The 24619-nt window shown below is 51.3% G+C and carries 19 protein-coding genes; 13 read left to right on the top strand and 6 right to left on the bottom strand.

All coding sequences use genetic code 11. The annotated features are described in order from the left end of the window. Positions 1–205 precede the first annotated feature (205 nt). Complete coding sequence (locus QYE77_RS02650; protein WP_315623801.1) at positions 206–1855, top strand: right-handed parallel beta-helix repeat-containing protein; 1650 nt, start codon at positions 206–208, stop codon at positions 1853–1855. Positions 1856–1936: 81 nt separating this feature from the next. Here the strand turns inward: QYE77_RS02650 and QYE77_RS02645 are convergent, their stop codons facing one another. The 5 genes from QYE77_RS02645 to QYE77_RS02625 all read right to left on the bottom strand — a co-directional run bounded on the left by QYE77_RS02645 (position 1937) and on the right by QYE77_RS02625 (position 7482). Beyond that, entirely contained in the window at positions 1937–3586 is a 1650-nt protein-coding gene (locus QYE77_RS02645) for a PDZ domain-containing protein (protein ID WP_315623800.1), read from the bottom strand. A gap of 166 nt (positions 3587–3752) precedes the next feature. Beyond that, positions 3753–4628, bottom strand: a complete 876-nt coding sequence (locus tag QYE77_RS02640; protein WP_315623799.1) for a TerC family protein — start codon at positions 4626–4628, stop codon at positions 3753–3755. 124 nt (positions 4629–4752) lie between these two features. Next, a complete protein-coding gene (locus QYE77_RS02635; RefSeq protein WP_315623798.1) occupies positions 4753–5802 on the bottom strand; it encodes a tyrosine-type recombinase/integrase in 1050 nt (349 codons plus the stop codon). 92 nt (positions 5803–5894) lie between these two features. Next, positions 5895–6638: a lysophospholipid acyltransferase family protein gene (locus QYE77_RS02630; RefSeq protein WP_315623797.1), complete on the bottom strand. Its 744-nt coding sequence runs from the start codon at positions 6636–6638 to the stop codon at positions 5895–5897. 139 nt (positions 6639–6777) lie between these two features. Then, a complete protein-coding gene (locus QYE77_RS02625; RefSeq protein ID WP_315623796.1) occupies positions 6778–7482 on the bottom strand; it encodes a GDSL-type esterase/lipase family protein in 705 nt (234 codons plus the stop codon). Between the two features lie 348 nt (positions 7483–7830). Between QYE77_RS02625 and ilvD the strand changes: the two genes are divergently transcribed. The 12 genes from ilvD (at position 7831) to QYE77_RS02565 (ending at position 22818) form a co-directional block, all read left to right on the top strand. Beyond that, positions 7831–9507, top strand: a complete 1677-nt coding sequence (ilvD, locus tag QYE77_RS02620) for a dihydroxy-acid dehydratase (RefSeq protein WP_399389878.1) — start codon at positions 7831–7833, stop codon at positions 9505–9507. Between the two features lie 36 nt (positions 9508–9543). Further along, complete coding sequence (gene ilvB, locus QYE77_RS02615) at positions 9544–11265, top strand: biosynthetic-type acetolactate synthase large subunit (RefSeq protein WP_315623794.1); 1722 nt, start codon at positions 9544–9546, stop codon at positions 11263–11265. Between the two features lie 14 nt (positions 11266–11279). Continuing rightward, positions 11280–11807 (top strand): acetolactate synthase small subunit, encoded by a 528-nt coding sequence (gene ilvN / locus QYE77_RS02610; RefSeq protein WP_315623793.1) that lies wholly within the window; start codon positions 11280–11282, stop codon positions 11805–11807. Positions 11808–11838: 31 nt separating this feature from the next. Continuing rightward, positions 11839–12927: a ketol-acid reductoisomerase gene (gene ilvC, locus QYE77_RS02605; RefSeq protein WP_315623792.1), complete on the top strand. Its 1089-nt coding sequence runs from the start codon at positions 11839–11841 to the stop codon at positions 12925–12927. Between the two features lie 15 nt (positions 12928–12942). Next, a complete protein-coding gene (locus tag QYE77_RS02600) occupies positions 12943–14568 on the top strand; it encodes a 2-isopropylmalate synthase (RefSeq protein WP_315623791.1) in 1626 nt (541 codons plus the stop codon). A gap of 32 nt (positions 14569–14600) precedes the next feature. Beyond that, a complete protein-coding gene (locus QYE77_RS02595) occupies positions 14601–14816 on the top strand; it encodes a hypothetical protein (RefSeq protein WP_315623790.1) in 216 nt (71 codons plus the stop codon). Then, the gene (leuC, locus tag QYE77_RS02590) at positions 14791–16218 is read left to right on the top strand and encodes a 3-isopropylmalate dehydratase large subunit (protein WP_315623789.1); all 1428 of its coding nucleotides are present in this window, start codon (positions 14791–14793) and stop codon (positions 16216–16218) included. The genes QYE77_RS02595 and leuC overlap by 26 nt, the downstream gene beginning before the upstream one ends. A 12-nt stretch (positions 16219–16230) precedes the next feature. Continuing rightward, positions 16231–16821, top strand: a complete 591-nt coding sequence (gene leuD, locus QYE77_RS02585) for a 3-isopropylmalate dehydratase small subunit (protein WP_315623788.1) — start codon at positions 16231–16233, stop codon at positions 16819–16821. A gap of 12 nt (positions 16822–16833) precedes the next feature. Continuing rightward, positions 16834–18411 (top strand): citramalate synthase, encoded by a 1578-nt coding sequence (cimA, locus tag QYE77_RS02580; protein WP_315623787.1) that lies wholly within the window; start codon positions 16834–16836, stop codon positions 18409–18411. Beyond that, positions 18401–19462 (top strand): 3-isopropylmalate dehydrogenase, encoded by a 1062-nt coding sequence (gene leuB, locus QYE77_RS02575; protein WP_315623786.1) that lies wholly within the window; start codon positions 18401–18403, stop codon positions 19460–19462. Before cimA ends, leuB begins: the two co-directional genes overlap by 11 nt. 24 nt (positions 19463–19486) lie before the next feature. Continuing rightward, complete coding sequence (locus QYE77_RS02570) at positions 19487–20407, top strand: branched-chain amino acid transaminase (RefSeq protein ID WP_315623785.1); 921 nt, start codon at positions 19487–19489, stop codon at positions 20405–20407. Between the two features lie 167 nt (positions 20408–20574). Continuing rightward, on the top strand, positions 20575–22818 hold the full coding sequence (locus tag QYE77_RS02565; RefSeq protein WP_315623784.1) for a methyl-accepting chemotaxis protein: 2244 nt from the start codon (positions 20575–20577) through the stop codon (positions 22816–22818). Here the strand turns inward: QYE77_RS02565 and QYE77_RS02560 are convergent. Beyond that, on the bottom strand, positions 22805–24424 hold the full coding sequence (locus QYE77_RS02560) for a histidine kinase (RefSeq protein WP_315623783.1): 1620 nt from the start codon (positions 24422–24424) through the stop codon (positions 22805–22807). The two genes, QYE77_RS02565 and QYE77_RS02560, sit on opposite strands and share 14 nt — an antisense overlap. Positions 24425–24619 lie beyond the last annotated feature (195 nt).

Here is a 24619-nt window from a genome sequence, read left to right as displayed (position 1 = left end):
TCGCCTTTAGGCATTATTTGATCTTCAATGGTTGTATAAACCATTTATTAGGGTTATACTGTAAACCATTAGTGACCTATGAGTCATTAGTTGAGAGCAGGTGAGTACCTGCCCAATTCCAAGCCAGTCCCGAATCACTATTGGCAACCGTGCGTTTACACTCAGAGTTATTGGTAATAAGCCGGTGCCGAACAGGAGAAGACACATGTCCTTTAAAATTCGCAAACTCAAACGCCTCCGCCAAGTATATCTTGGGTTGGCTATTTTATTGGTGGGTTGCTCTGTGTTTGCCCCGGATATTGTAGGAAAAACTCAATCGCAAAGCCCGGTTCCGCAGGTCACAGAAGGTCCAGCGCCACAAGTTAGTGAAGTAGTCGTCGGTTCGGTTTCCCCTATGTCCACGCCCGATACTACGATTGAGGCTAGTGCCACGACACAGGTTTTTCTGCCAGTTATTACGCGGGCACCTACCTTACCACCTATTGGCGGAGGACGGGCTTTTTTTGCGTCCCCCAATGGCACGAATAACGGCGATGGAAGTATGGAACGGCCTTTTAACCTTGCCTATGCGATTGAGGACAAAGCCAAGACAGGATTCTTTCAGCCCGGGGATGTGATCTGGGTACGTGGAGGTACTTACGGGGGAGGCGGACTCACCTACTTTAACAGCCACTTACAAGGAACGGTGGATCGCCCTATTGTAGTACGCGCCTATCCTGGCGAACAGCCCATTATCAACGGGAGCATTAAAATTTACAAACCTAATGTGATTTTTTGGGGGCTGGAAGTTATCAATACCGACCCTAATCGCACTTCACAATCCAGCGGGTCGTTTCCGAATGACATCTATCGCGAAGATGCCTTTAGTGTTTATGCCACCAATGTCAAAATCATCAATAACATTATGCATGATGCCGCAGAAGGGGTTTATGCGGATGATCGCGCCCCAGACGTAGTCATTTATGGCAACCTTATTTACAACAACGGCTGGAAGGGCCCAGATCGAGGGCATGGACATGGTATTTACGCCCAGAATCAGCAAGGGAGCAAGTGGATCGAAGATAACATCATCTTCAATAACTTTAGTGGTTACAATTTGCATGTTTATCGCGAGAATGAATTCCCTTTGGTTAGTTTCAACTTCGATGGCAATGTGACCTTTAATGGCACGTTCCTGGTTGGAGGAAGGCAACCTACGCGGAACGTTATCCTGACAAATCAGTTTACCTATAATGAAACCGTTGCCCTGGGCTTTAGCGTAGATACCCAGAATCAGAATGTGCGGGTGCAAAACGCTTACTTGTTTAACCGTGGGGACTATGCCCTAGAGGTTAAGGCATGGCAGGGGGTGACTCTTGATCATAATTTCCTGGTAGGACAGAATGCGCCCCTGGTGAATTTGGTACAGTCCTCCGGCACCTGGGATGACAACCAGTATTTCTTTGCTAATGGAACACCCTTCCTAATTAACGGACAAGGGCGTAATTGGGATCAATGGCGCTCTCAAACTGGTTTTGATTCTCGTAGTTCGTTTTTCACGACCCTCCCCTCCACAACCCAAGTCTTTATCCGTCCTAACCGCTATGAGGCGAAGCGAGGGCATATTATCGTGTATAACTGGGCTAAACAAGACCAGATTCTCGTTGATTTGAAAACATTAGGATATTCAATTGGGGACCGATACGAAATTCACAATGCCCAGAACTTTGGGGAGAAGATTAGCGGGTTTTATCAGGGGCAGGCAATTGCTTTACCGTTGATCAACTGGAGTGTGGCAAAGCCAATTGGTTGGCCGGAACCGCTTCGTCCGGTAACACTGCCCGAATTTGGGGTCTTTATAGTACTATCTCCATAAACTGTAGAGCGTTCGAAGAAAGATAAAGCCCCGGCGGAAACTAAACGCCGGGGCTTCTGGTATTGCGCCCTGCCGCACGATTTAGGAATTGGGGCGCGCATCGAGTGTCACGTCAACGCGCTGTGATTTCCCTTCGCGCAAGATGGTCAAGGTCACTTTTTGTCCAGGTGAGGATTGAGCCAGCGCGGCTTGTAAATCCTCAAAGGAAGTGATCGGTTGATCGTCAAAGGCGGTGATAATATCGCCGCCGATTAGCATTTGTTCACCGTTGATCGTAGCCGGTTTGAAACTACCGCGCAGGCCGGCTTTATCGGCTGGGCTTCCGTTGACCACGTTCACAACGAGCACACCTTGTTGATCTTGATCCAACCCCATGGCCTGAGCAATTTCAGGGGTCAGTGTGCGTCCGGTAATTCCCAGGTAGGCGCCGCTTTGGGCCGTGGTTAGGTTAGAACTCTGGGTGCGGGGGCGAGCACCCAGGGTAACCTCTATGGTTTGCTCTCGCCCGTTGCGCAGAATCGTAAGCGTCACTTTTTGACCCACCGAGGTCGAGGTGGCAAGGTAACTGGCCAGATCTTCGAATTTCTGCACCGGGTTTCCATCAATGGCGGTGATCACATCACCACCTACACGCACAGGGTTTCCATCCAGAGTGATCTGACGATCGCTGCCGCGTAAACCGGCCTTGTCTGCAGGGCTATTGGGGGTGACATCAATCACCAGCGCGCCTCGTTGATCTGGGCTTAACCCCATGGCTTTGGCTAAATCCGAGGTCAGGGTCGTACCGCTGATACCAAGGTAAGGGTGATCATAACGACCAGTGGCAATCAGGGCTGGAACCACGCGTCTCACAATATTGGAAGGAATGACAAACCCAATCCCGGCATTTGCGCGTACCGGGGATTCAATCGCTGCGGTGACACCAATTACTTCCCCACGAATGTTCACCAAAACCCCGCCTGAGTTCCCAGGATTAATCGGGGCGTCGGTTTGAATAACGTCAGGGATCGTGTACGTAGCGCCGTCGTTGGCTGTGCTTTGTACGGGTAAGGAACGCCCTAAAGCGCTGATGAACCCGACAGTCATTGTGCCTTCTAGACCATAAGGATTGCCGATGGCAATAGCCAATTGCCCCACCTTAACCTGCTTAGAATCGGCCAAGCGAACAGGAACCAACTTCTCCGGGGTTACATCTACTTTCAGCACGGCGAGGTCGGCATCGCTGTCGGCGCCGACGACCTGGGCCTCGACGGTGCTGCCGTCAGAGAAGGTTACGGTGATTCGATCAGCACCGTCTATCACGTGATTGTTGGTTACGATATGTCCCTGTGTATCCCAGACGAACCCTGAGCCCAGACTGCGCGTTACCGGGGCCTGGTCAGGCGATTGTCCGGGAAAGTTGAAAGGCAGGTTCAAGGCTGGCCCAAGGCGCTGAGTGGTTTGGATGTTGACTACGGAGGGATTGACCTGAGCATAAACCTGGGCTAGTGTGTCTTCTAGTGTGGTAAGTATGTTGGCCGATGAGGGGTTTTCAAGTGTTGTCGCACTGGAGGAAGGTGCAAGAGTGGCGGTTGGCACCACAACCGGCGTTTGAGATTGCGAGTTGCCTTGTTCAATCTGGATCTTGGGCAAACGAAAGCCCTGGAAATTAAAGGGGACACAGGCCGAGGCAAAAAGGCCCATTAAGATTAGAGATACTGCAATAAGGGAAAGGCGCGATTGCGGCTTCATCGTACACCTCCATATTCACTAGATATAAGCATTTCCGTGAATGAGCGCAGTCAGTTTGCTCATTCGCTAATGAGTTTAAAGGCAAAAAACACCTCTGTCCTTAAAACATCCTCAAGATGACCTTAAGGTTGGCTTAAGATGGTGTTATTGGCACTAATACACCTTATCAAAGATGTTCGACCGTACGGGAGACTGCTCTATATACCAGGTATGGAATTCGAGTAATCCAGCGCAAGACCACTACGAGCGGCACAAGTGCCCAATCCACTAACTCATTGACATTTGCAAAACCCTGCCCAATCCATACGAGCACGGGTCGAAGATGTTGTAAAAACTTGCTGTGAGCATAAAGCAGTGCCGAGAGCAATATGGTTACTGAAATACCAAAGCGCAGCCAATCGTTGATCTCGAGTCCGATCCATTCTTCCAGTAGAAGTTCAACCCCAATGGCTAGAACCAATAGATACGCCGCCGGCTTGAGGATGGGCTCGCGGGTGACGGCATAACTGAAGATACCAGCGGCAAAACGCATCATCAAAATTCCGATGGCTACCCCTATCATAATTACCCAAAAGCGGTTCGAGAGCGAAACCGCTGCAACCACGTTGTCCAGGCTGAAGACCAAGTCGGTCATTTCAACCGTCAATACGATCATCCAGAAGGAATGTTGCTCAAGAGGATGAGCGTGAGCATCCTCCTCACCGGGTTCAGCCTGGCCCAGGTTATCGAAAGCCAAGCGGATTAAATAAGCCGCACCGAGGATGCGCAACCATGGGTAGTGGATTACCCAGGCTGCCAAAGCTAGCATTAGCCCTCTTCCCAGGTAGGCTCCCAGTAAACCTACCCGTAAGGCCGCGGTGCGTTGATTCCCCAGGATGGTATGAAGACGGTGCCCCAATTTCATCAGGGGCCGTGGCCATTGGACGGGCTGATCGTCGGGCAGATGTGCCACCATAGCACCTAAAACGGCGGCATTATCAATAGATAACAGCCCCTCCAGTAAGATGAGTTGCAGAATGATGATTGGGATGCTCCAATCCACGCTGTTTCTCTTAATTGGTATTTAGTGCCTAGGATGAGTATAACCCAGTGCCGTACTGGATGGCGCGTGGGGATTTTCAGGATTCGTGGCGTAGAGCATCCTGTTTCCTAGATGACAGATGTCCTTATTCGAGATCTAAGAGATCCTCATTAGCAATTTCGTTGTCAGCGATATAACGACGGGGCATGGCCAAAGAAGCCCAGCCACCGGCTTGTTGTAAGGCAAATGGATCCACGCCGCGGCGAGCGGCCTGGGTAGCCCAGTAATGTCGGCAGTCGTGAGCGCTCAATCCGATGATTCCCAATCGCTCACCTAAAAAACGGACCCTTTGGGTAATGGCCCGCGTGGTCATTCCGGCTTTGCTTAGGCTACCGTCTTTCAGACTGGCGCGCAGGAGAGGGGCTTGAGGTTCGGCGGGTAGGTCTTTCAACGCTGAGCAGCGGCGGAGGAGGTGCAGGGTGTCGGGGCTAAGGCGATGGGTTTGTGTTTTGCCAACTTTGGGACGGAAGAAGCGCAATAAGCCCGCTTCCAAGTCAATATTTTCGACCCGTAATGAGGCCACTTCCCCGACCCGGAGCCCGTGATCAAGAAGCAGGCACATAAGCAGGGCGTCTCGCCGGCCTTGAGGGGTATCAGGTTGAGTTTTGAGCGCGGCGGCTTGTTGAGGTGTGAGCGTCACCGGCGCGGGTTTTTTGGTGCCTACGCGTTGGCGTGGTCGGCGTTGATCGAGGCGTTGCTGCTCGCGATGGGAGAAGCCTTTGATGCTGCGAATAAGGGCGTACTCTTCAGGCGTCAAGCAACCGCTTTGGAGGGCTAGGCGGGCATATGTTTTAACCGTGGAAAGCCGTACGTTTATAGAAGGGATCGCGTACCCTACGCTTAGTTGCCACTTAACAAAGGCTTCCACCAATCCCCAAGTAATTCCACGCCATGCCTCGGGATTCTGACTTAGATTACTAACCTGAATGCCCAATGAAGAAAGGAATTCGGCAAAGAGTGCTAGGTCTGCATCCTGACGCCGTAGCGTGTGATCGGCTCGGCGAGACCGGTAATCGGCAAAGCGATGCCGTGTAGCCGCCTCATTGGCTGCATGCCCGATTTGGATATCGTGGGTAGGGATAGGAAGAGGGAGATTATTGTCTGGATCGGGGTGATTGGCGCGCGAGGCTTTCATACTCTCATTATAAACGTGTTGAGAGTAAACCCGAATCGCTAATGATTTTTATTGGCATTTTGGGAATCCTGATCCGGGAAAACCATGGGAGATTACCCAACCTGTTGTGCTAAATCCAGCCGGCTTTGAATTGGATTTAGACGGTTTTCGCTTTCACGTGCTAATTCGATGATATGATGCATGATGGTCTCGGCCACCGAACGCACTAAGGGGCGATCCTCTACGTTACCCTCAAAGTGGAGTGGGGTGCCCACAGTTACTTTGTAAGGCCCGCTCAGGTACCAACGTCCATAGGTCACCTCACCGCGTACGGTGGAACGGATGAAATGCAAGCGTTCGCGTTGGAGGTGAATGCCTATCGGAATCACCGGGGCGCCGCTGGCCAGGGCTAATCGGGCCACACCGGTACGAGGTTTGTGAAATCCACCCTCCGCGGGGCTAAGGTCGCCTTCAGGGAAGATCATAATATTATGTCCAGCCGCAAGATGTTTGAGCGCCGAGTCTATCGCGCTCTGCCCTTCTCCTACTTTGACCGGAATGTGTCCCGAGAGGCGCAGGTAAGTGCCAAACAAGGGCACTTGAAACAATAAATTATTGATCAAGATAAAGGCCTGTTCACGTACGGCGGCGGCGACGAAAAAGGGGTCGGCTGTACTAGGGTGATTGGCGGCAAAAATTTTGCCCCCTTGGGGAAAAGGGCTAGGGCGTCTGATCTCCATTTTCAATGCCAGGGCGACAAATGTGCGCACGACCGGTTTGGAGGCCCAGTATAGGATTTTTTCAGAGAGCATGGGGAAGCGAATCCGTTCTAGAGAGGATTGGGTATATGTTAACAAAAAGCACGGCTAATCCATTCCCACCCAGGTCATATTTTAAGAGTGCTTGAGACGTGCATTTATTTGTGTCGTCACCGTGCTTTTTTCTTTTCGTTGAGAGAGTTACGTAATCTATAACCCATAAAGTGAGGGTAGGTTACTAATATGAAATTCCTTTGGTTTGGTGAAATTCGGATAGGGTTGAAGAAGTCAGGTTCTCAATTAAGGGTTTGATTTGTTCCACCCAGAGGTCATAACCGATGGCCATCAGATGAAGTTTATCGTTGGAGAGTTCCGAGCGAATCTGTCCATTGGCGTCGGCAAAATGGGGAAAAAGATTAACAAAGGTATAACTAAAACGATGGGCTAGTCTTTCCAGTTCGGCGTTGATGCGGAGGATTCGCTTGGCATATCCCCGTGCGCGGGGAAGAATGGATTGAACGAAGACCTGTGTGTTAGGACTTTCCCGCCGACAGCGTTCTAATATGGCCGTATAGGTTTCGAGAATATCGCGATCACTCCGGAACATGAACCAGGGAAGATCATTGGTGCCAATCAGCAAAAAAATTGCTGCTGGTTGACCCTGGAGGATGCTATCTAAACGGGCTAAAACACCCCGGGTTGTATCGGCGTTAATGCCACGATTCTTCACCGGGAGTCCAGGGAAAAGTTCATCCCACCGCGCGCCATCGGTGATACTGTCTCCCAGGAAGACGATATCCCCAGCTTTGACGGGGTGATGGGCAAAAAAGTCACATTTTTGTTCATGATGTGTACGTGCCAGGCGTTCAGCAGCCATGCGCGCCAGAACTAGATAAACTAATGTGATAACCAAAAGGGTGGAAAGAATGGCATTAAGTAACATAGTGTACCTCGTGGCCTAAGTATACTCGTGAACTCAAAAAGGGGGTGTAATCTGCCTAGAAAAGGCAGAATATTTTAAGGTTTAACCCCTTGACAAATCTCCACGGGTGTATAGAATTGCGCAATAACTTCTCACAAAGCCTCAGCGATTGAAGATGTCATACATTTATTCGCTCCTCGCCCTTAGCCTAATTCTGGTTCTCGTCCTTATTGAGAGCCTGACTCCCCTTTGGGCGGTTGGAGCGAGCGAAGTGGAACTAGCCTAAACCCATACGCAAGCCCATACCAAAAAGTACAAACCAACCGCCCGAAAGGGCGGTTTTTTTATACCCAAGCGAGGAGAGCGATGATGCGATCGGATCGAGTCAAGAAAGGAATCGAACATGCCCCACACCGGGCGCTCTTAAAAGCCACGGGGGTTAAGGATGAAGATTTTGAAAAGCCGTTTATTGCCATTGTAAATTCATATGCTGATATTGTGCCCGGACATGTTCACTTGCAATCGTTTGCTCGAATTGTCAAAGAGGCGGTGCGTGAGGCCGGAGGGGTGCCTTTCGAATTCAACACCATCGCCGTGGACGATGGGATTGCTATGGGACATGAGGGGATGAAGTATTCTCTCCCCTCACGGGAATTGATTGCCGACTCGGTCGAAACCATGATTGAAGCCCATCGTTTTGATGGGATGGTGTGTATTCCCAATTGTGACAAGATTGTGCCTGGCATGCTTATGGCAGCGGTGCGCCTAAATATTCCCACCATCTTTGTTTCCGGTGGGGCGATGGCGGCTGGCCGTACGCCAGATGGTGAGGTGGTAGATTTGATTTCGGTTTTTGAAGGGGTGGGGGCTTACCAGGCGGGCAAGATTGACCAAAAACGCCTGAAAACCCTTGAAGATTACGCTTGCCCCTCGTGTGGTTCGTGTTCAGGCATGTTTACCGCAAATAGCATGAACTGCTTGATGGAGGCGTTGGGGCTGGCGCTACCTTATAACGGGTCGGCTCTGGCACTTACACCAGAACGAGAAGCACTGGCGCGGCGGGCGGGGCATTTGATCCTTGAATTGGTGCGGCGACAAATAAAACCACGCGACATTGTGACGTTAGAGGCCTTGGATGATGCCTTTGCCTTAGATATGGCCATGGGAGGGTCAACAAACACTCTTCTACACGGGTTGGCTATAGCCCATGAAGCCGGGTTGGATTATTCGCTGGAGCGAATTAATGCGATTTCAGCCAGGGTACCGCATTTATGTAAAGTCAGTCCGTCTGGTCCCTGGCATATGGAAGACGTGCACCGCGCTGGTGGTGTGCCAGCGATTCTCAAGGAAGTCCACCGAGGCACCGGTATACTTCACCTGAATCGGATTACCGTGACCGGAGATACGCTAGGTAATGCCCTGAACGGGGCGGAAATTAAAGACGAAAATGTGATAAGGCGCTGTGAAAATGCGCACTCGCAAACCGGAGGGTTGGCGATTCTCTTTGGCAACCTTGCCCCACGCGGCGCAGTTGTTAAAACAGCGGGGGTATTGCCCGGGATGCGTCGTTTTAGCGGTCCAGCCCGAATTTATGAATCCCAGGAAGATGCGCTGCGTGGGATTCTGGCACGAGAGGTTCAACCTGGTGAGGTGGTGGTGATTCGTTATGAAGGTCCACGCGGTGGGCCGGGCATGCAGGAAATGCTCAGCCCGACCAGCGCTATTATGGGTATGGGATTGGGGGATAAGGTGGCTCTGATTACCGATGGGCGTTTTTCCGGTGGGACCCGAGGCGCGTGCATTGGACACGTGGCACCGGAAGCGGCGGCGCGTGGCCCGATTGCTGCTTTACGGCCTGGCGACATCATTGAAATTGATCTGGATGCTCATACATTGAATGTGCGTCTCAGTGATGAAGAAATTCAGCGCCGGTTAGCGGCACTACCGCCGTTCGAACCACGGACCAATAGTAAATGGCTAAAGCGTTATGCCTACTTTGTGAGTGGTGCTGATCGTGGTGCGGTGATGGAATACCCCGGGAGTTAGTCGTTCATAAGAGGTCTTGCCAAAGGAGGTGCAGTGATGAAGCGAACAGGAGCACAAATTGTATGGGAAGTGTTGGTGCGGGAGGGGGTTGAGGTTGTCTTTGGTTATCCAGGGGGAGCCAATCTGCCGATTTATGATGCAATGCTGGACTATCCGGTGCGCCATGTGCTGGTTCGTCATGAGCAAGGAGCAGCACACATGGCTGATGGCTATGCCCGTGTGAGCGGCAAAGTGGGGGTGGCTTTGGCGACATCTGGCCCTGGCGCAACGAATCTGGTAACCGGGATTGCGACGGCTATGATGGATTCTTCACCTACGGTATTTATCACTGGCCAGGTTGCCAGTCACTTAATCGGCTATGATGCATTTCAAGAGACGGATGTCACGGGGATTACACTCCCAATCACGAAACACAACTATCTGGTCACTCGGGTAGAGGAAATCGGACCGGTACTGCGCGAAGCCTTTTACATTGCCCGTACTGGACGCCCGGGACCGGTTTTAGTGGATATTGCCAAGGATGCCCAGCAAAACAGCATGGAATGGACGTATGACCCCAAGCCGATCCAATTGCGCGGTTACCGCCCTTATCGGGTTCCGGATCGGGCGCGGATCGTTCAGGCAGCGCAGTTAATTCGCGAAGCCAAGCGTCCGCTTATTTTGGCCGGGAGAGGGGTGTTACTCAGCCGGGCCATGGAGGAGTTGCGCGCTTTTGCGGAGCAAACCCAGATTCCGGTAGCGATGACTTTATTAGGAATCGGTGGCTTTCCGGCTTCTCATCCGTTGAACTTGGGCATGATGGGCATGCATGGTCAGGCTTGGGTTAACCAGGCCATTCAAGAGGCTGATTTATTGCTGGCGTTTGGAATGCGCTTTGATGATCGGGTGACCGGAAACGTCAAGACGTACGCCACCCATGCACGCAAGATCCATGTGGATATAGACCCTACCGAAATTAACAAAAACGTCAAAGTGGATGTTTCCGTTATCGGTGATCTCCGCGAAGCGCTGTGCCTGTTATTGGAAGAAACGCCTACCTTGGAACATTCGGATTGGCTGGCACATATCGAGGCGCTTCGTCGTGAAGCGGCGGATGAAGACATCCTCAACCTGACCCCGGAGAATGGCAAACTCTATGCGGCTCATGTTATTGATGCGCTCTGGCGTTTTACCCAGGGCAAAGCCATCATTGTGACCGATGTGGGTCAACACCAGATGTGGGCGGCGCAATATTACAAGCAGGATCATCCAAACTGGTTTATCACCTCCGGTGGGCTGGGCACCATGGGATTTGGGTTGCCAGCAGCTATTGGAGCGAAGATCGCGTGCCCTGATGCTGAGGTGTGGGCGGTAGTCGGTGATGGTGGGTTCCAGATGACTGCGGCCGAGCTCTCCACTGCGGCTCAAGAAGGGGTGAAGGTCAATGTTGCCATCATCAATAATGGGTATCTGGGGATGGTGCGACAGTGGCAGGAGTTATTCTACGAACGGCGCTATGCGGCAACGCCAATGCGCAGCCCTGATTTTGTGAAACTGGCTGAAGCACATGGTCTAACAGGGTTGCGGGTGACCTCACGAGGGGAAGTAAATACGGCATTACAACAGGCACGCCAGATCGAAGGCACGGTGGTCATTGATTTCAGAGTTGAGCAAGAAGACAATGTGTATCCCATGGTGCCGGCAGGCGCAGATTTACATGCCATGATTCGACGGCCATTGGTCAATCGTATGGTCGAAACCGCGGAAGATGAAATTTGATCGGGGAGGGTGTGATGCAACACATTATTGTGGCGTTAGTGGAAGACAAACCCGGCGTGCTTAATCGTGTCGCCTCATTGTTTCGGCGGCGCAATTTCAACATCGAATCTCTGACGGTAGGCCATACCGAACAACCTGGGATTTCGCGCATGACGATTGTGGTGGATAGCGATAATGTCAGCGCCGAACGGTTAACCGCGTATCTCTATAAACTCGTAAATGTTATCCAGGTTTCGGATTTGACGCCAGTGCCCAAGGTAACTCGTGATCTCGCTTTGATCAAGGTTAAGGCGACGCCGGAAAACCGCGGACATGTGATGCAAATTGTTGAAGTTTTCCGTGCCCATGTGGTGGATGTGGCTACCGATTCCATGATCGTTGAAATCACCGGGGATGAGGAAAAGATCGAAGGATTCTTGGAAGTCTTGCGACCGCTTGGAATTATCGAAATGGTGCGTACCGGGGTGGTGAGTATGGCACGGGGGAACATGCCTCTCTACGCAAACGGCAATGGTTATCACGTTACTCCCGTTCATCCCTAACTTTTCACAATAACTCCCAGGAGGTGTCCGAATGGCAAAGATGGATTTCGCAGGTGTTTTAGAAGAGGTGGTGACCCGGGATGAATTCCCTCTGGAGAAGGCACGCGAAGTGCTGAAAGATGAGGTAGTGGCGGTACTGGGTTATGGGGTGCAGGGCATGGCCCAATCTCTCAATATGCGCGATAACGGCATCCGGGTCATTGTGGGCGTGAGGCCGGGGGGGCGTTCATGGGAAAAGGCACAGAAAGATGGCTGGGTGCCTGGTGAGACGCTTTTCTCGCTCGAGGAAGCGGCGGAACGGGGCACGGTCATCCAATATCTGGTTTCAGATGCAGCCCAGAAGCAAATGTGGCCAAAAATTGAACCCTGCCTGAAACCAGGAAAAGCGCTTTATTTCTCCCACGGCTTTTCGATTGTCTACAAAGATCAAACCGGTGTCGTTCCCCCGCCTTATGTGGATGTCATCATGGTTGCACCCAAAGGATCGGGCACCAGCGTGCGTGCAAACTTCTTGGCTGGTAGTGGTATCAATGCATCCTTCGCAGTAGCGCAGGATTATACCGGCCGAGCACGCGAACGCACGTTGGCGTTGGGAATCGCGATTGGGTCAGGATACCTCTTCGAAACCACCTTTGAGCATGAGGTTTACAGTGATCTTACCGGTGAACGGGGTGTATTGATGGGAGCATTGGCAGGGATTATGGAGGCTCAATATCAGGTACTGCGTGCTCATGGGCACTCCCCATCGGAAGCCTTCAATGAAACGGTGGAGGAATTGACCCAAAGTCTGATTCGCTTGGTGGCTGAGCATGGCATGGATTGGATGTATGCCAATTGTTCCACGACGGCGCAACGCGGAGCATTGGACTGGCGCCACGAGTTCCGCCGTGTGACCCTGCCGGTGTTTGAACGACTGTATCAATCGGTGGTTTCGGGAGAAGAGACGCGGATTGTCCTGAAAGCCAACAGCACCCCGGATTATAAGGAAAAACTGGAAGCCGAACTGCGTGAAATGCGCGAGTCTGAAATGTGGCAAGCCGGGGCTAAAGTACGCGCTCTTCGCCCCGAGAACTGGAAAAAACCGGAGAAACAGGTTGAAGCCACATCTATTACAAGGTAATGGTGGAGGCACAGAATGAGCGAGGATTATGTTCGCATCTTCGATACGACCTTACGCGATGGTGAGCAATCCCCCGGCGCCACCATGACCAGCGCCGAAAAGTTAGAGGTGGCCAGGGCGCTGGCAGCTTTGGGAGTGGACATCATCGAAGCGGGTTTTCCTGCGGCCTCACCGGATGACCTTGAAGCCGTACGCCGTATTGCCATCGAGGTGGGTAACGCGGACTATAACGGTAAAACGCCTGTGATCTGCGGTTTAGCGCGGGCTTCGGTCAATGACATAGACAAAGCCTGGGAGGCAGTCCGCCATGCGGCTAAGCCACGCATCCATGTCTTTTTAGCCACCTCGGAAATTCACATGAAGTATAAACTGCGCATGACGCGCGAGCAGGTGGTGGAGCGCGTGCGAGAAATGGTGGCTTATGCGCGCCAATTGTGTGATGATGTCGAGTTTAGCCCTGAAGATGCCGGGCGGAGCGACCCTGAGTTTCTGTATTATGTTTTAGGTGAGGCGATTCGGGCAGGTGCAACCACGCTGAATATTCCGGATACGGTAGGCTATACCACACCAGAAGAGTTTGGAGCGCTGATCGCGGGCATTATTCGCAACACACCGGGCATTGAAAACTGCATTGTATCGGTGCATTGCCATAATGATCTGGGGTTAGCAACGGCGAACACACTAGCCGGATTGCGGGCAGGTGCGCGTCAGGCCGAGGTCACCATCAATGGGATTGGCGAACGGGCCGGGAATACGGCATTAGAAGAGGTGGTTATGGCGCTGTACACCCGGCGGCAGTTCTATAACCTACGCACTGGCATTGATACCACCCAAATCTACCGGGTGAGCAAACTGGTTAGCAACTACACGGGCATGCCGGTTCAGCCCAACAAAGCCATTGTGGGAGCCAACGCCTTTGCCCATGAAGCAGGAATTCATCAGGATGGCATGCTCAAGCACAGCATGACCTACGAAATCATCCGTCCAGAGACGGTGGGTGTACCGCAAACCCGTCTGGTCTTGGGAAAGCATTCTGGGCGCCACGCTCTGCGCGTGCGTTTGGCTTCTCTCGGTTACCAATTGAGCGATCAGGAATTGGATCAGGTGTTTGAACGTTTCAAGCATCTGGCAGATCGTAAAAAAGTGATTACCGATGCAGACCTGGAAGCCTTGATCTCAGACGAACTCTATCAACCGCGAGAGCTTTTCACCTTGGATGGGCTGCAGGTGACCTGTGGAACGATGGGAATGCCGACAGCGACGGTGCGTTTGCGTGACCCGGAAGGTAATTTGCGTGTGCAAGCGGCCATTGGCACCGGACCGGTGGATGCGACTTACAAGGCGATTGACGCGATAGTGGGAGCACCCAATACGTTGCTGGAATTTGTGATCCACGCTGTCACCGAAGGGATTGATGCTTTGGGTGAGGTAACGGTACGGATTGAAGCCGGTGAAGGTGTGTTGCCAGCCGAGGATGGAGATGGTGCTATTGAACATCCTCGTACGTTTGGTGGTTATGGGGCCGATACGGATATTGTGGTAGCCAGCGCAAAGGCTTATCTGGCAGCCCTGAACAAATTATTGGTCGCCAGTGGGCAATATGGCCCAGTGGAAAAACCATCTGCCGAGGTTGTAAGTTAAACAGAATTCTCAATTGCCAAAGGAGGAGTAACATGAATCCGCGACGTACAACTTCTGAAAATCCCGGACCCACGGGGTACAGCCATTGGTTTGATATGCCCCGCACCATACCGGGGCGGTGGGATATGAGTGCTTATCTCAATCCCCCCCATCCGCTGAATTCCATGGCGGATATGAACGGAACAGCTTTTGAACAATCCCAATCATCAAGCGTGGTAGCCTATGATGACCCCGAAAACGTTGTTTGAGAAAATTTGGGAAAGTCATGTTGTTGTCGAACCCCCGCAATCTCCGGCGGTGCTGTATGTGGATCTGCATCTCGTTCATGAAGTAACCTCGCCCCAAGCCTTTAGCGGTCTTCGCCAGAAGGGGTTACGGGTGCGACGACCCGAACGCGCCTATGCGACAGTGGATCATGGTGTGCCAACATTGCCCCCACTTGATGGACGACCCGAGGGAAGACTGGCTTTTGCAGATGAGCAAAGTCGGAAACAGATTCGCCAATTGGAAGAAAATTGTCGTGAATTTGGCGTTCAATTGATGGGCTTGGACAGCCCTTATCAAGGAATCGTCCATGTGGTTGGTCCCGAATTAGGGTTGACTCAGCCAGGGATGACCATTGTATGTGGTGATAGTCATACCTCTACTCACGGGGCGTTTGGGGCTTTGGCGTTTGGCATTGGTACGAGCGAGGTGGAGCATGTTTTAGCGACCCAGTGTCTACTTCAACGCCGTCCTAAGACGTGCTTAGTGTATATGGAAGGTCAACCTGCTAAAGGGGTGACGGCGAAGGATATGATTTTGGGCTTGATCGCCCAAATTGGTACTGGCGGGGGAACAGGGCATGTGCTGGAATATGCCGGGCCGGCGGTGCGCGCGCTCTCGATGGAAGAACGGATGACACTATGCAATATGTCCATCGAAGCCGGGGCAAGGGCGGGCATGGTTGCCCCCGATGAGGTAACCTTCGAATATCTGGCGGGGCGACCATTTGCTCCTAAGGGTGAGGCCTGGGAAAAGGCAGTGGCCTATTGGCGTACCTTGCCCAGTGACGAAGGTGCGGTTTACGACAAGGTGGTTACGCTGGACGTGGGTCGTTTGGAGCCGATGATCACCTACGGCACGAATCCCGGAATGGGAATGCCTATCGGCGGACGGGTTCCGGATCCGGCAGCGGTGAAGGATGCGGCACAGCGGGCGACGTTGGAAAAAGCGTTAGCCTATATGGGATTGCGTCCCGGCCAGCCTTTGTTGGGTCACCCGGTGGATGTGGTCTTCATCGGGTCTTGTACCAATGGGCGGCTATCCGATTTACGTCAGGCAGCAAGCTTGCTTAAAGGACGGAAGGTGGCTTCGAATGTGCGCGTCTTGGTCGTGCCGGGGTCCCAACAGGTTAAACGGGCCGCGGAGGCAGAGGGCTTGGACCGCATCTTCAAAGAAGCAGGCGCTGAATGGCGGGAGCCGGGATGCTCGATGTGTATTGCCATGAACGGTGATGCGCTTGAGCCAGGCCAGTACGCGGTGAGTACTAGCAACCGCAACTTCGAAGGCCGTCAGGGGCGGGGAGGACGCACGTTTTTGGCTAGCCCCCTAACCGCCGCGGCTACGGCGATTTTTGGTGTCATTACTGACCCGCGCACGTTGCTTTAGTGGAGGTTATTGATGGAACCCTTTACTAAGTTGTCCTCTCGGGTTGTGGTTTTACCCGTTGATAATATTGACACTGATCAGATCATACCCGCTCGCTTCTTGAAAACCACGGATCGAACCGGTTTAGGGGCAAGTCTCTTTGCAGATTGGCGGTATTTGCCTGATGGACAACCGGATCCCGCATTCGTTCTAAATTATCCCGAAAACCAGGAGGCGCAGATTTTATTGGCGGGTGACAACTTTGGGTGCGGATCTTCGCGCGAACACGCAGCTTGGGCTTTGCTAGGATGGGGATTTCGCGCTGTTATTTCTACCTCATTTGCGGATATCTTTCGTAATAACGCGCTGAAAAATGGCTTACTACCGGTAACAGTGCCACCCGAAGTTCATCAGGAACTCGTCCGTCTTTTAGGGCGTGATCCTTCCCAGACCGTAACCATAGATCTTGAAACTCAAACTTTGTCCTGGGCGGGTGGGGAAACCCATTTTCCGGTTGATCCTTTTGCTAAAGATTGCCTGCTACGAGGTGTAGATGAACTTGGGTATTTGTTAAGCCTTGAGCAAGAAATTGCTGCATTTGAGGCCAGACGACTTAGTGGGTAGGGAGTAGTAGCCATGATCCAGATCTATGACACGACCTTACGCGATGGCTCACAGCGGACCGATATTTCTTTTTCCATTGACGACAAGTTGAATATAGCGCGGCGTTTAGATGATCTGGGCGTGGCGTTTATCGAAGGGGGCTGGCCCGGATCAAACCCCAAAGATGCTGAGTTCTTTCGGCGTGCTGTAAATATGGAGTGGCGTCATGCCAAGATTGCAGCTTTTGGTATGACCTGTGCGGCAGAAAAGCGTGCAGATGAGGATGAAAATATTCGTGCCTTGCTCGAAGCCCAAACACCCTATTGCACCGTGGTAGGTAAATCTTCGCTTCTCCATGTGCATGAGGTGATCCGTACAACGCCCCAAAACAACCTACGGATGATCGAGGAAAGTGTCGCCTATCTTGTGCAACATGGGCGTGGCGTCATTTATGATGCCGAACACTTCTTTGATGGATACAAGGAAGATCCCGACTATGCCCTGGCAACATTAGAAGCTGCCTTACGTGGCGGCGCGGAAACACTAGTACTGTGTGATACAAATGGAGGCACTCTTCCCTGGGAAGTAGGGGAGATTGTACGTGCTGTACGGACGCGTTTTCCAGAGGCACAACTCGGTATCCACGCTCATAATGATGGTGAGTGTGCGGTGGCGAACTCTTTAGTGGCCGTGCGTGAAGGTTGTGTTCAAGTCCAGGGAACGATAAACGGTTATGGCGAACGGTGTGGAAACGCTAATCTGTGCTCCATTATTCCCGATTTGGAATTAAAGATGGGCCTTAAGGCCTTGCCGGAAGGACATCTGGTCAAATTAACCGACCTCTCCCATTATGTTGCCGAGGTTGCCAATCTAGCGCCAGATGAGCATCTGCCCTATGTAGGGCGAGCGGCATTTGCTCACAAAGGCGGTATTCATGTGGCGGCCATGCGACGTACTCCCCGCTCTTATCAGCATATTGATCCCGAATTAGTAGGTAACCGCAGTCGCGTGGTGGTTTCGGAACTCTCGGGACGGGGCAATTTACTCAGTAAGGCTGAAGAGTATGGTCTGGACTTGGACAAGAAGTTTGACATAGCCTCAGCCCTGAAGGATCTGAAATCCATGGAAGCCCAAGGCTTTTCCTTTGAAGCCGCTGAGGCTTCAGTTGTGATGATGCTACGACGACGCCAACCGGACTATCAACCGCCTTTTGAATTAATTGACTTTACGGCCAGTGTTGAACATCGTCAAGGGCGTGGGATGATTGCCGAGGCAACGGTCAAAGTCCGTGTGAACGGTGAGGTTATCCATACAGCTGCAGATGGCAATGGGCCGGTGAACGCATTGGATCGAGCACTGCGAAAGGCCCTGCGTCCATTTTATCCCGAGATTGATCATTTTCATCTCAAGGACTATAAAGTGCGCATTTTAGATGGTAACCACGGCACTATGGCAACTACGCGGGTACTGATTGACACCAGCAACGGGGTCAGCCAGTGGAGCACGGTCGGCGCTTCAACCAATATTATCGAAGCTTCATGGTTTGCATTGGCCGATTCGATTGAATACGGAATATGGGAATTGAGCAGGAGACAACAACATGAAGGCTAACATTGTCCTATTACCCGGAGATGGAATTGGTCCAGAGGTTGTGAGCGCTGCTGTGCAGGTGTTAGAAGCCGTTGGGCAGCATTATGACCATAAATTTGTATTTACAGAATATCTGATTGGGGGGAGTGCGATTGATAAGACCGGCAATCCGTTACCTGAAGAGACCCTACAAGCCTGTCGTTCCGCGGATGCGGTATTGCTGGGAGCGGTAGGGGGGCCAAAATGGGATGACCCGCGTGCATCGGTTCGTCCAGAACAGGGGTTACTGGGTTTACGTAAAGGGTTAGGGGTGTTTGCAAATTTGCGCCCGGTACGGGTTCACCCAGCGCTCATTGAGGCTTCTCCTATAAAATCGGATCGGCTTTTAGGTGTAGATCTGATTGTCGTCCGTGAATTAACGGGTGGGCTGTATTTTGGCCAGCCTAAGAAACGGGACTGGGTTGATGGGCAACAACGGGCAGTTGATACCCTGGAGTATACTGAAAACGAGATTGAGCGAATCGTAGATTTGGCGTTTCGTTTAGCGCGGCAACGACGTAGAAAAGTAAGTTCGGTGGATAAGGCTAACGTACTGGAATCGTCTCGTCTATGGCGAGAGGTTGCCAATCGGGTGGCTCAGCGTTATCCCGATGTGACATTAGAGCATGTATTGGTGGATACGGCTGCCATGCGTTTGGTGAGTGTTCCCCAGTCCTTTGATGTTATCGTCACCGAAAACATGTTTGGGGATATTCTTACCGATGAGGCTGCAGTATTGGCTGGTTCAATGGGGATGCTCCCTTCAGCCTCGCTAAATGGGCAGTATGGTGGGCTGTATGAACCCATTCATGGCTCGGCGCCAGATATTGCCGGGCAGGGGATTGCCAATCCCATTGGGACAATATTGAGTGCGGCTATGTTATTGCGTTATTCCTTAGGGCTGGAGCAGGAAGCGAGAGCAATTGAGAAAGCGGTGGATCAAGCCATTACCGAGGGAGCACGCACACGAGATCTAGGTGGCTCATTGACCACAACCGCGATGACCCAGGCGATCATCGAGCGGTTAGACTAAACTACCCGGAATGGAGGAATCATTATGGCTGAGTCACGTTACATTTGGTTAGATGGTCAACTTGTGGAGTACGAAAAGGCAACGGTGCACTTTCTCAATACGGCATTGCATTACGGTTTGGGAGTTTTTGAGGGTATTCGCTGTTATAGCACACAACGCGGACCAGCGATTTTTCGGTTAAAAGAGCATATGACCCGCCTGGTCAACTCAGCAAAGATCCTGGGCTTCCGCTCACTCCCATTTACCGCCGAACAATTAGGGGAAGCATGCAAGGACGTGGTGCGGGCGAATGGATTTCAGGCGTGCTACATTCGACCTCTGATTTTTCATGAAAGTGATAAGCGAGATTTGAACCTGGATAGTGGCGTTGCGCGTGTGGGGATTGCAGCCTGGTCTTGGGGCGCCTACCTCGGCGATGAGGCGGAGGAAAAAGGGGTGCGGATGAATGTTTCGTCTTACACGCGCCACCACCCTAATGTTATGATGACCAAGGCCAAGGTAACCGGAAACTATGCCAATAGCGTGTTGGCGAAAACCGAATCGGTGCGGCTAGGGTTTGATGAAGCGGTAATGCTTGATCCTCAGGGTTATGTGGCAGAGTGCACAGGTGAAAACCTTTTTATCGTTCGTCATGGTGTGATTTATACGCCGGGTACTTGGGCGGTGTTGGAGGGAATCACCCGTGATTCATTAATAACCCTGGCGAGAGATTTGGGTTATCAGGTGGTTGAGACCCAGATCAGTCGCGATCATCTTTACATCGCCGATGAAATCTTTGTCTGTGGCACGGCGGCTGAGGTAGTTCCAGTGACCGAAATTGATTTTCGAGTTATCGGAAATGGAAAAGCCGGTCCAATTACCCGCGCACTTGCAAAGGTTTTCCGGGCTGTTGTACAGGGTGAGCACCCGCGATCTGCAGAGTGGCTGAGTTATGTAAATGAATAGGGTTCAACTGGTCTTGTAGAGAGATAAGGCGCCAACATAACGGCGCCTTATCTGTTTAATGGCGGTTTTAGCATGATTTAACTTTTTCTTTACAGAGAGGATCTTCTGCTCTTGTGTAAACTGCATTTGGGGATAAAGCGAGATCGTTCATGTGAAGGAGCGAGCAAATGGCGATGGTTTGGACTGCAATTGAAAATGTGCTTAGGGCGATGAATGGATGGACGTTTGTGATCTTGATTTTGATAGTAGCGTTGCTAACCTTGGGAGTGGTTTATCGTATCTTTGGTCGTGGGATAGCTTCTCGCCTCAATGCCATTGTGGTGGGGATAACGTCTCTTGCGGCAACAGCGGGGTTTATTTTAGGAAGGCAAGGCGTGACCTTAACCGGAATGGTTCTGGCAGCAATGTTGGTGACGCCAGCTTACTTTCTACTGCTCTTGGCATTAAAACGCATTGTCTTGCCGGTTCACGAGTTGGCACGCTCGGCTCTGCAATTGGCGGAGGGGGATTTGGGGCAAGGCCAAGAGATTCAGGGCTGGGATGAGATTCGAGATCTACTAAATGCCCAACAGCAAATTCGCGAGTACTTATTGCAGATTAATTCCATCGCGGAAAAGATTGCAAGCGGAAATTTAACGTTGGACCTCAGAGCGCGTTCCGAAAATGATGCCATTGGGCAGGCCTTGGCACGGATGGTGAGGTCACTTCGAGAGACCATTAGCGGAATGACTAAGAACATAGATCAAATCAGCCGTGAATATGGCAACATTGCCTTCGCGGCAGATAGGACGAACCAGGCAACTCACGAAATTAGTGATAAACTGCGCCTGGTGGTTCAAGAGACCTCTGGACAAATTGAACGCTTACAGGCAACCTTACAAGCGGTTGAGCAGATGGCATTAGCAATTAACGGCGTAAGTAAGGGGGCCCAGGAACAGGCGCAAGCTGTGGCCGAAGCATCCCGAAAAATGCAAAAAATTTCCGAAAATATTCAATGGGTTACAGAACGCACGCGGTTGGCTGTTCAGGTAACCAATGAGGTTTCTTCTTCAGCCCAACATGGTTCGAAAACCATTCGCGAGAGTATCGAGCGGATGCAGCGGATTGTCGAAAGTACTCGCCGGGTTCAAGAGAAGGCTGAATGGGTGGGGCAGAATACGCGCAAGATAGGGATTATTCTGGAAACCACGCAGGAATTAGCCGCGCAAACCAACCTGTTAGCGCTTAATGCTGCAATTGAAGCCGCACGAGCTGGTGAGCAGGGTAAGGGATTTGCTGTCGTGGCGGATGAAGTACGTAAACTGGCCGAAAAGTCGGTTCAAGCAACCAAAGAGATTGGGACCTTGATCCACAATATTCAGGCCTCTGTCTCGGAGATGGGATTGGCGATCCAGGATCAAGGCACAGAAATAGACGCGGGAGTCCAACAAAGCCTTGACGCACGCGGGGCTCTCGAAACCATTCTCGAGGGAATTGAGCAAGTTGAACAACGGATTGAGGATATTGCCCGAGCGGCAGACGAAATTCACGTGGCCACACTGGGATTAACAACGGCTATGGAAACCGTTTCAGCAGTAGTAGAAGAAAATACAGCGGCTACAGAAGAATTAAGTGCGAGTGCTTCTGAAGTTACCCAGGCGGTTCAGATTTATGCTCATGCCAGCGAACAGACCTTGAAGCAATTGAATGATGTGGCTTTGGCTGCGGAACAGATTCGGGATCAGGTTGCCAATGTGACCGCTTCAATCCAACGCATGAGCGAACAGAGCACTTTGCTGCAACAACAGATTGTCAGAATCACAACCCAGCAAGTGAGCGGAAAAGTCAGCCGTGGTAGTGCTTTAATTGGGCGGCTTGATTTTGTTCGAGAAAAGTACGGAGCACCCGCACTTGAGCGTGTGATTAACCGCTTACCATCTGAGGTTCAGCGTCTTTTACGCGGAACGATTAATCCTGAGGGCGAGTATCCCCCTGAGATTCTGGGTTTGTTGACAAACGCGATAAAAGAGGAACTCGCTGGTGGAAAAGACGATATTTTGCGCGAAATGACCCGGTATCGGGCTAAATATGATATTCAACCTGGCGCCGCTTTAGCCAAGTATTTTAAACCCGGCGATCCCGGCTACATCATCCGCCGCATGGACCTGTGCCTGCGCCACAATTGGGGAGATGGTGTTGTGGTGCGGATTTTCGATCTGGCCGAAAACCATGTACGTATGGAAGTGGATATGGGGAAGAAACAGCCGCGTGAGCGATGTACATATAACCACGTGGGCTGGATGGAAGGAGTGATTGAGGCCGCTGGCGGTATCCCGTATATTAAAAAGACGCGTTGTATGTACAATGGCGATCCTTACTGTGAATATGATGTGCGCTGGGAGATGGCAAAGGTCGGGGTTAAACAGGGATGACTGCCTCTATGGTTGTTCCCTTTCCCTTTTCGCTGTGTACGTTGACCATTCCTCCAAACATACGCGCACGCTCGCGCATGCACGTAATACCAAAGGAATGTTCAAACTGGACCTTGCTGTCAAATCCAATTCCATTATCCTGAACCCACAAGGTGATTGACCTTTCGCTATAAACTAAGGTGATTTGGACGGTTGTGGCATGTGAGTGTTTGCGAACGTTTGATAGTGCCTCTTGAGCAATGCGATAGAGAGCTTGCTTGGCGTCAGTGGGGATTAGGGGTGGGTTACCTGTGACGTGGAATTGAACATTGATAAGAAGGTCACGGGTTAGCTTCTCAATTTCGTTTTGAATCAATTCTTCTAATGTTTGTTGACTTATAGCAGGAGGCCTTAGGGATTGTACAGACCGTCTTGCTTCGTTCAAGTTTTCGCGGGCAATGCTTTGAATGCGCATAAGATGATCGTTAATTGAGCGTGTATCTCCTGTACTCAGGCTTTGGCGCAGGGCTTCTACTTGCATTAAAATTCCGGCGAATCCTTGGGCAAGAGTATCGTGAATTTCACGTGCGATGCGATTGCGTTCTTCAATCACGGCCATTTCCCGCAGTTCCTGGTACATACGAGAATTTTCCAATGCGATGGCAATTTGGTCAGCCAATGTTTGGACGGTAAAGAGGTCGTGGGTGTCCAGACTCCCGTGGCGTGGACTTTGGACATCTAAGATTCCAAGCGTATCGCATCCAATCTTGATCGGAACAACGATCCGGGAGAGCGTTTCAAAGGGTGTATTTCGCCCGGATTTGTTAATGTGGGGTGATTCTTCATTCTCGAGGTGAGGCTGTCCAGAGCGGGCAACATACCCTTCAATACCCTCCTCAATGCTGAGCAAAGTTCCAACAGGTTTCTCTTTGGTTTGACCCGCCTGAGCAACCAAGACCATAAAACGGGCTTGGGGTTGTTTTAAGTAAACACGGATACTATGAAAGGCGAATATTTCTTGAAGAGAGGTTACGATGGAGGGGAGAACTTGTTCAACATCCATCACTGCGCTGATCTTCTGACCGACTTCATTGATCGCACGCAGTTGATCGGCACGGCGTTTTTCGGCCCGGGTACGTTCTTCAAGATGGTTTAAAAGGGTGAGGATACTCCGGTGAATCTCGCGGGAGGGTTGCAGAAACTCGTCCATGAAAACCGTTACAGCCACAACTAAACCGTGGGGTTTAATCGAAGGAGGCCAAATCGGGTGGCACACCATGTATTTCTTGCGTATGTTGCCTTCATAATCTTTAAATTCGTAGTAACCTTCGGATTCCCCAACTAAAGATTGCTCTATGATTTCCCAAAAATTTTGGAAACGACCAGCCAAATAGCGTAAATCGGCACCAATCAATTCTGGATTAACGTGGAAACGATTGATCCCTTGGGTATCGTGAACAGCTGAATACCCAGTTTGACCAACCCTTTGAACCGCAATGGCGGCCAGTTTTGCGTCGGCGCTCAGTGCTTCCAGGGTTGGGTAAGTGTGACACGACAGATAAATTTCAATTTGCCTAGCGATATCATTGGCTTTCTGACGGATTAATTGTTTACCTAAGGCTTCCAATGCCTCAGCCGCTAGATTGGCGGCTTTCTGTCCAATTTGAATGCTATCTTCAAGGGGGGATTCAAGGTGGAGGGGCGTAAACATCGAAGGATTGGACTCCTTGTTTTTATTATGGTTGTCAATGTAATGCCATAAAATATGATTATAGGTATTCTACTTCAAGTTTCAAGGCCGGTTTATAATAAAGATTACCTA

The sequence above is a fragment of the Thermanaerothrix solaris genome (assembly GCF_032334255.1).
Lineage (GTDB): Bacteria > Chloroflexota > Anaerolineae > Anaerolineales > Anaerolineaceae > Thermanaerothrix > Thermanaerothrix solaris.
Note: the sequence above shows the minus strand (reverse complement) of the source record. Positions and strands in the feature narration are given on the sequence as shown.

Excerpts from the sequence above, each read along its gene's own strand:
- QYE77_RS02650 (WP_315623801.1), top strand. The coding sequence starts at position 206 with ATGTCCTTTAAAATTCGCAAACTCAAACGCCTCCGCCAAGTATATCTT.
- QYE77_RS02625 (WP_315623796.1), bottom strand. The coding sequence starts at position 7,482 with ATGTTACTTAATGCCATTCTTTCCACCCTTTTGGTTATCACATTAGTT.
- QYE77_RS02645 (WP_315623800.1), bottom strand. The coding sequence starts at position 3,586 with ATGAAGCCGCAATCGCGCCTTTCCCTTATTGCAGTATCTCTAATCTTA.
- ilvD (WP_399389878.1), top strand. The coding sequence starts at position 7,831 with ATGCGATCGGATCGAGTCAAGAAAGGAATCGAACATGCCCCACACCGG.
- leuC (WP_315623789.1), top strand. The coding sequence starts at position 14,791 with ATGATGACCCCGAAAACGTTGTTTGAGAAAATTTGGGAAAGTCATGTT.
- ilvN (WP_315623793.1), top strand. The coding sequence starts at position 11,280 with ATGCAACACATTATTGTGGCGTTAGTGGAAGACAAACCCGGCGTGCTT.
- cimA (WP_315623787.1), top strand. The coding sequence starts at position 16,834 with ATGATCCAGATCTATGACACGACCTTACGCGATGGCTCACAGCGGACC.
- QYE77_RS02600 (WP_315623791.1), top strand. The coding sequence starts at position 12,943 with ATGAGCGAGGATTATGTTCGCATCTTCGATACGACCTTACGCGATGGT.
- QYE77_RS02595 (WP_315623790.1), top strand. The coding sequence starts at position 14,601 with ATGAATCCGCGACGTACAACTTCTGAAAATCCCGGACCCACGGGGTAC.
- QYE77_RS02565 (WP_315623784.1), top strand. The coding sequence starts at position 20,575 with ATGGCGATGGTTTGGACTGCAATTGAAAATGTGCTTAGGGCGATGAAT.
- leuD (WP_315623788.1), top strand. The coding sequence starts at position 16,231 with ATGGAACCCTTTACTAAGTTGTCCTCTCGGGTTGTGGTTTTACCCGTT.
- leuB (WP_315623786.1), top strand. The coding sequence starts at position 18,401 with ATGAAGGCTAACATTGTCCTATTACCCGGAGATGGAATTGGTCCAGAG.
- QYE77_RS02570 (WP_315623785.1), top strand. The coding sequence starts at position 19,487 with ATGGCTGAGTCACGTTACATTTGGTTAGATGGTCAACTTGTGGAGTAC.
- ilvB (WP_315623794.1), top strand. The coding sequence starts at position 9,544 with ATGAAGCGAACAGGAGCACAAATTGTATGGGAAGTGTTGGTGCGGGAG.
- ilvC (WP_315623792.1), top strand. The coding sequence starts at position 11,839 with ATGGCAAAGATGGATTTCGCAGGTGTTTTAGAAGAGGTGGTGACCCGG.
- QYE77_RS02635 (WP_315623798.1), bottom strand. The coding sequence starts at position 5,802 with ATGAAAGCCTCGCGCGCCAATCACCCCGATCCAGACAATAATCTCCCT.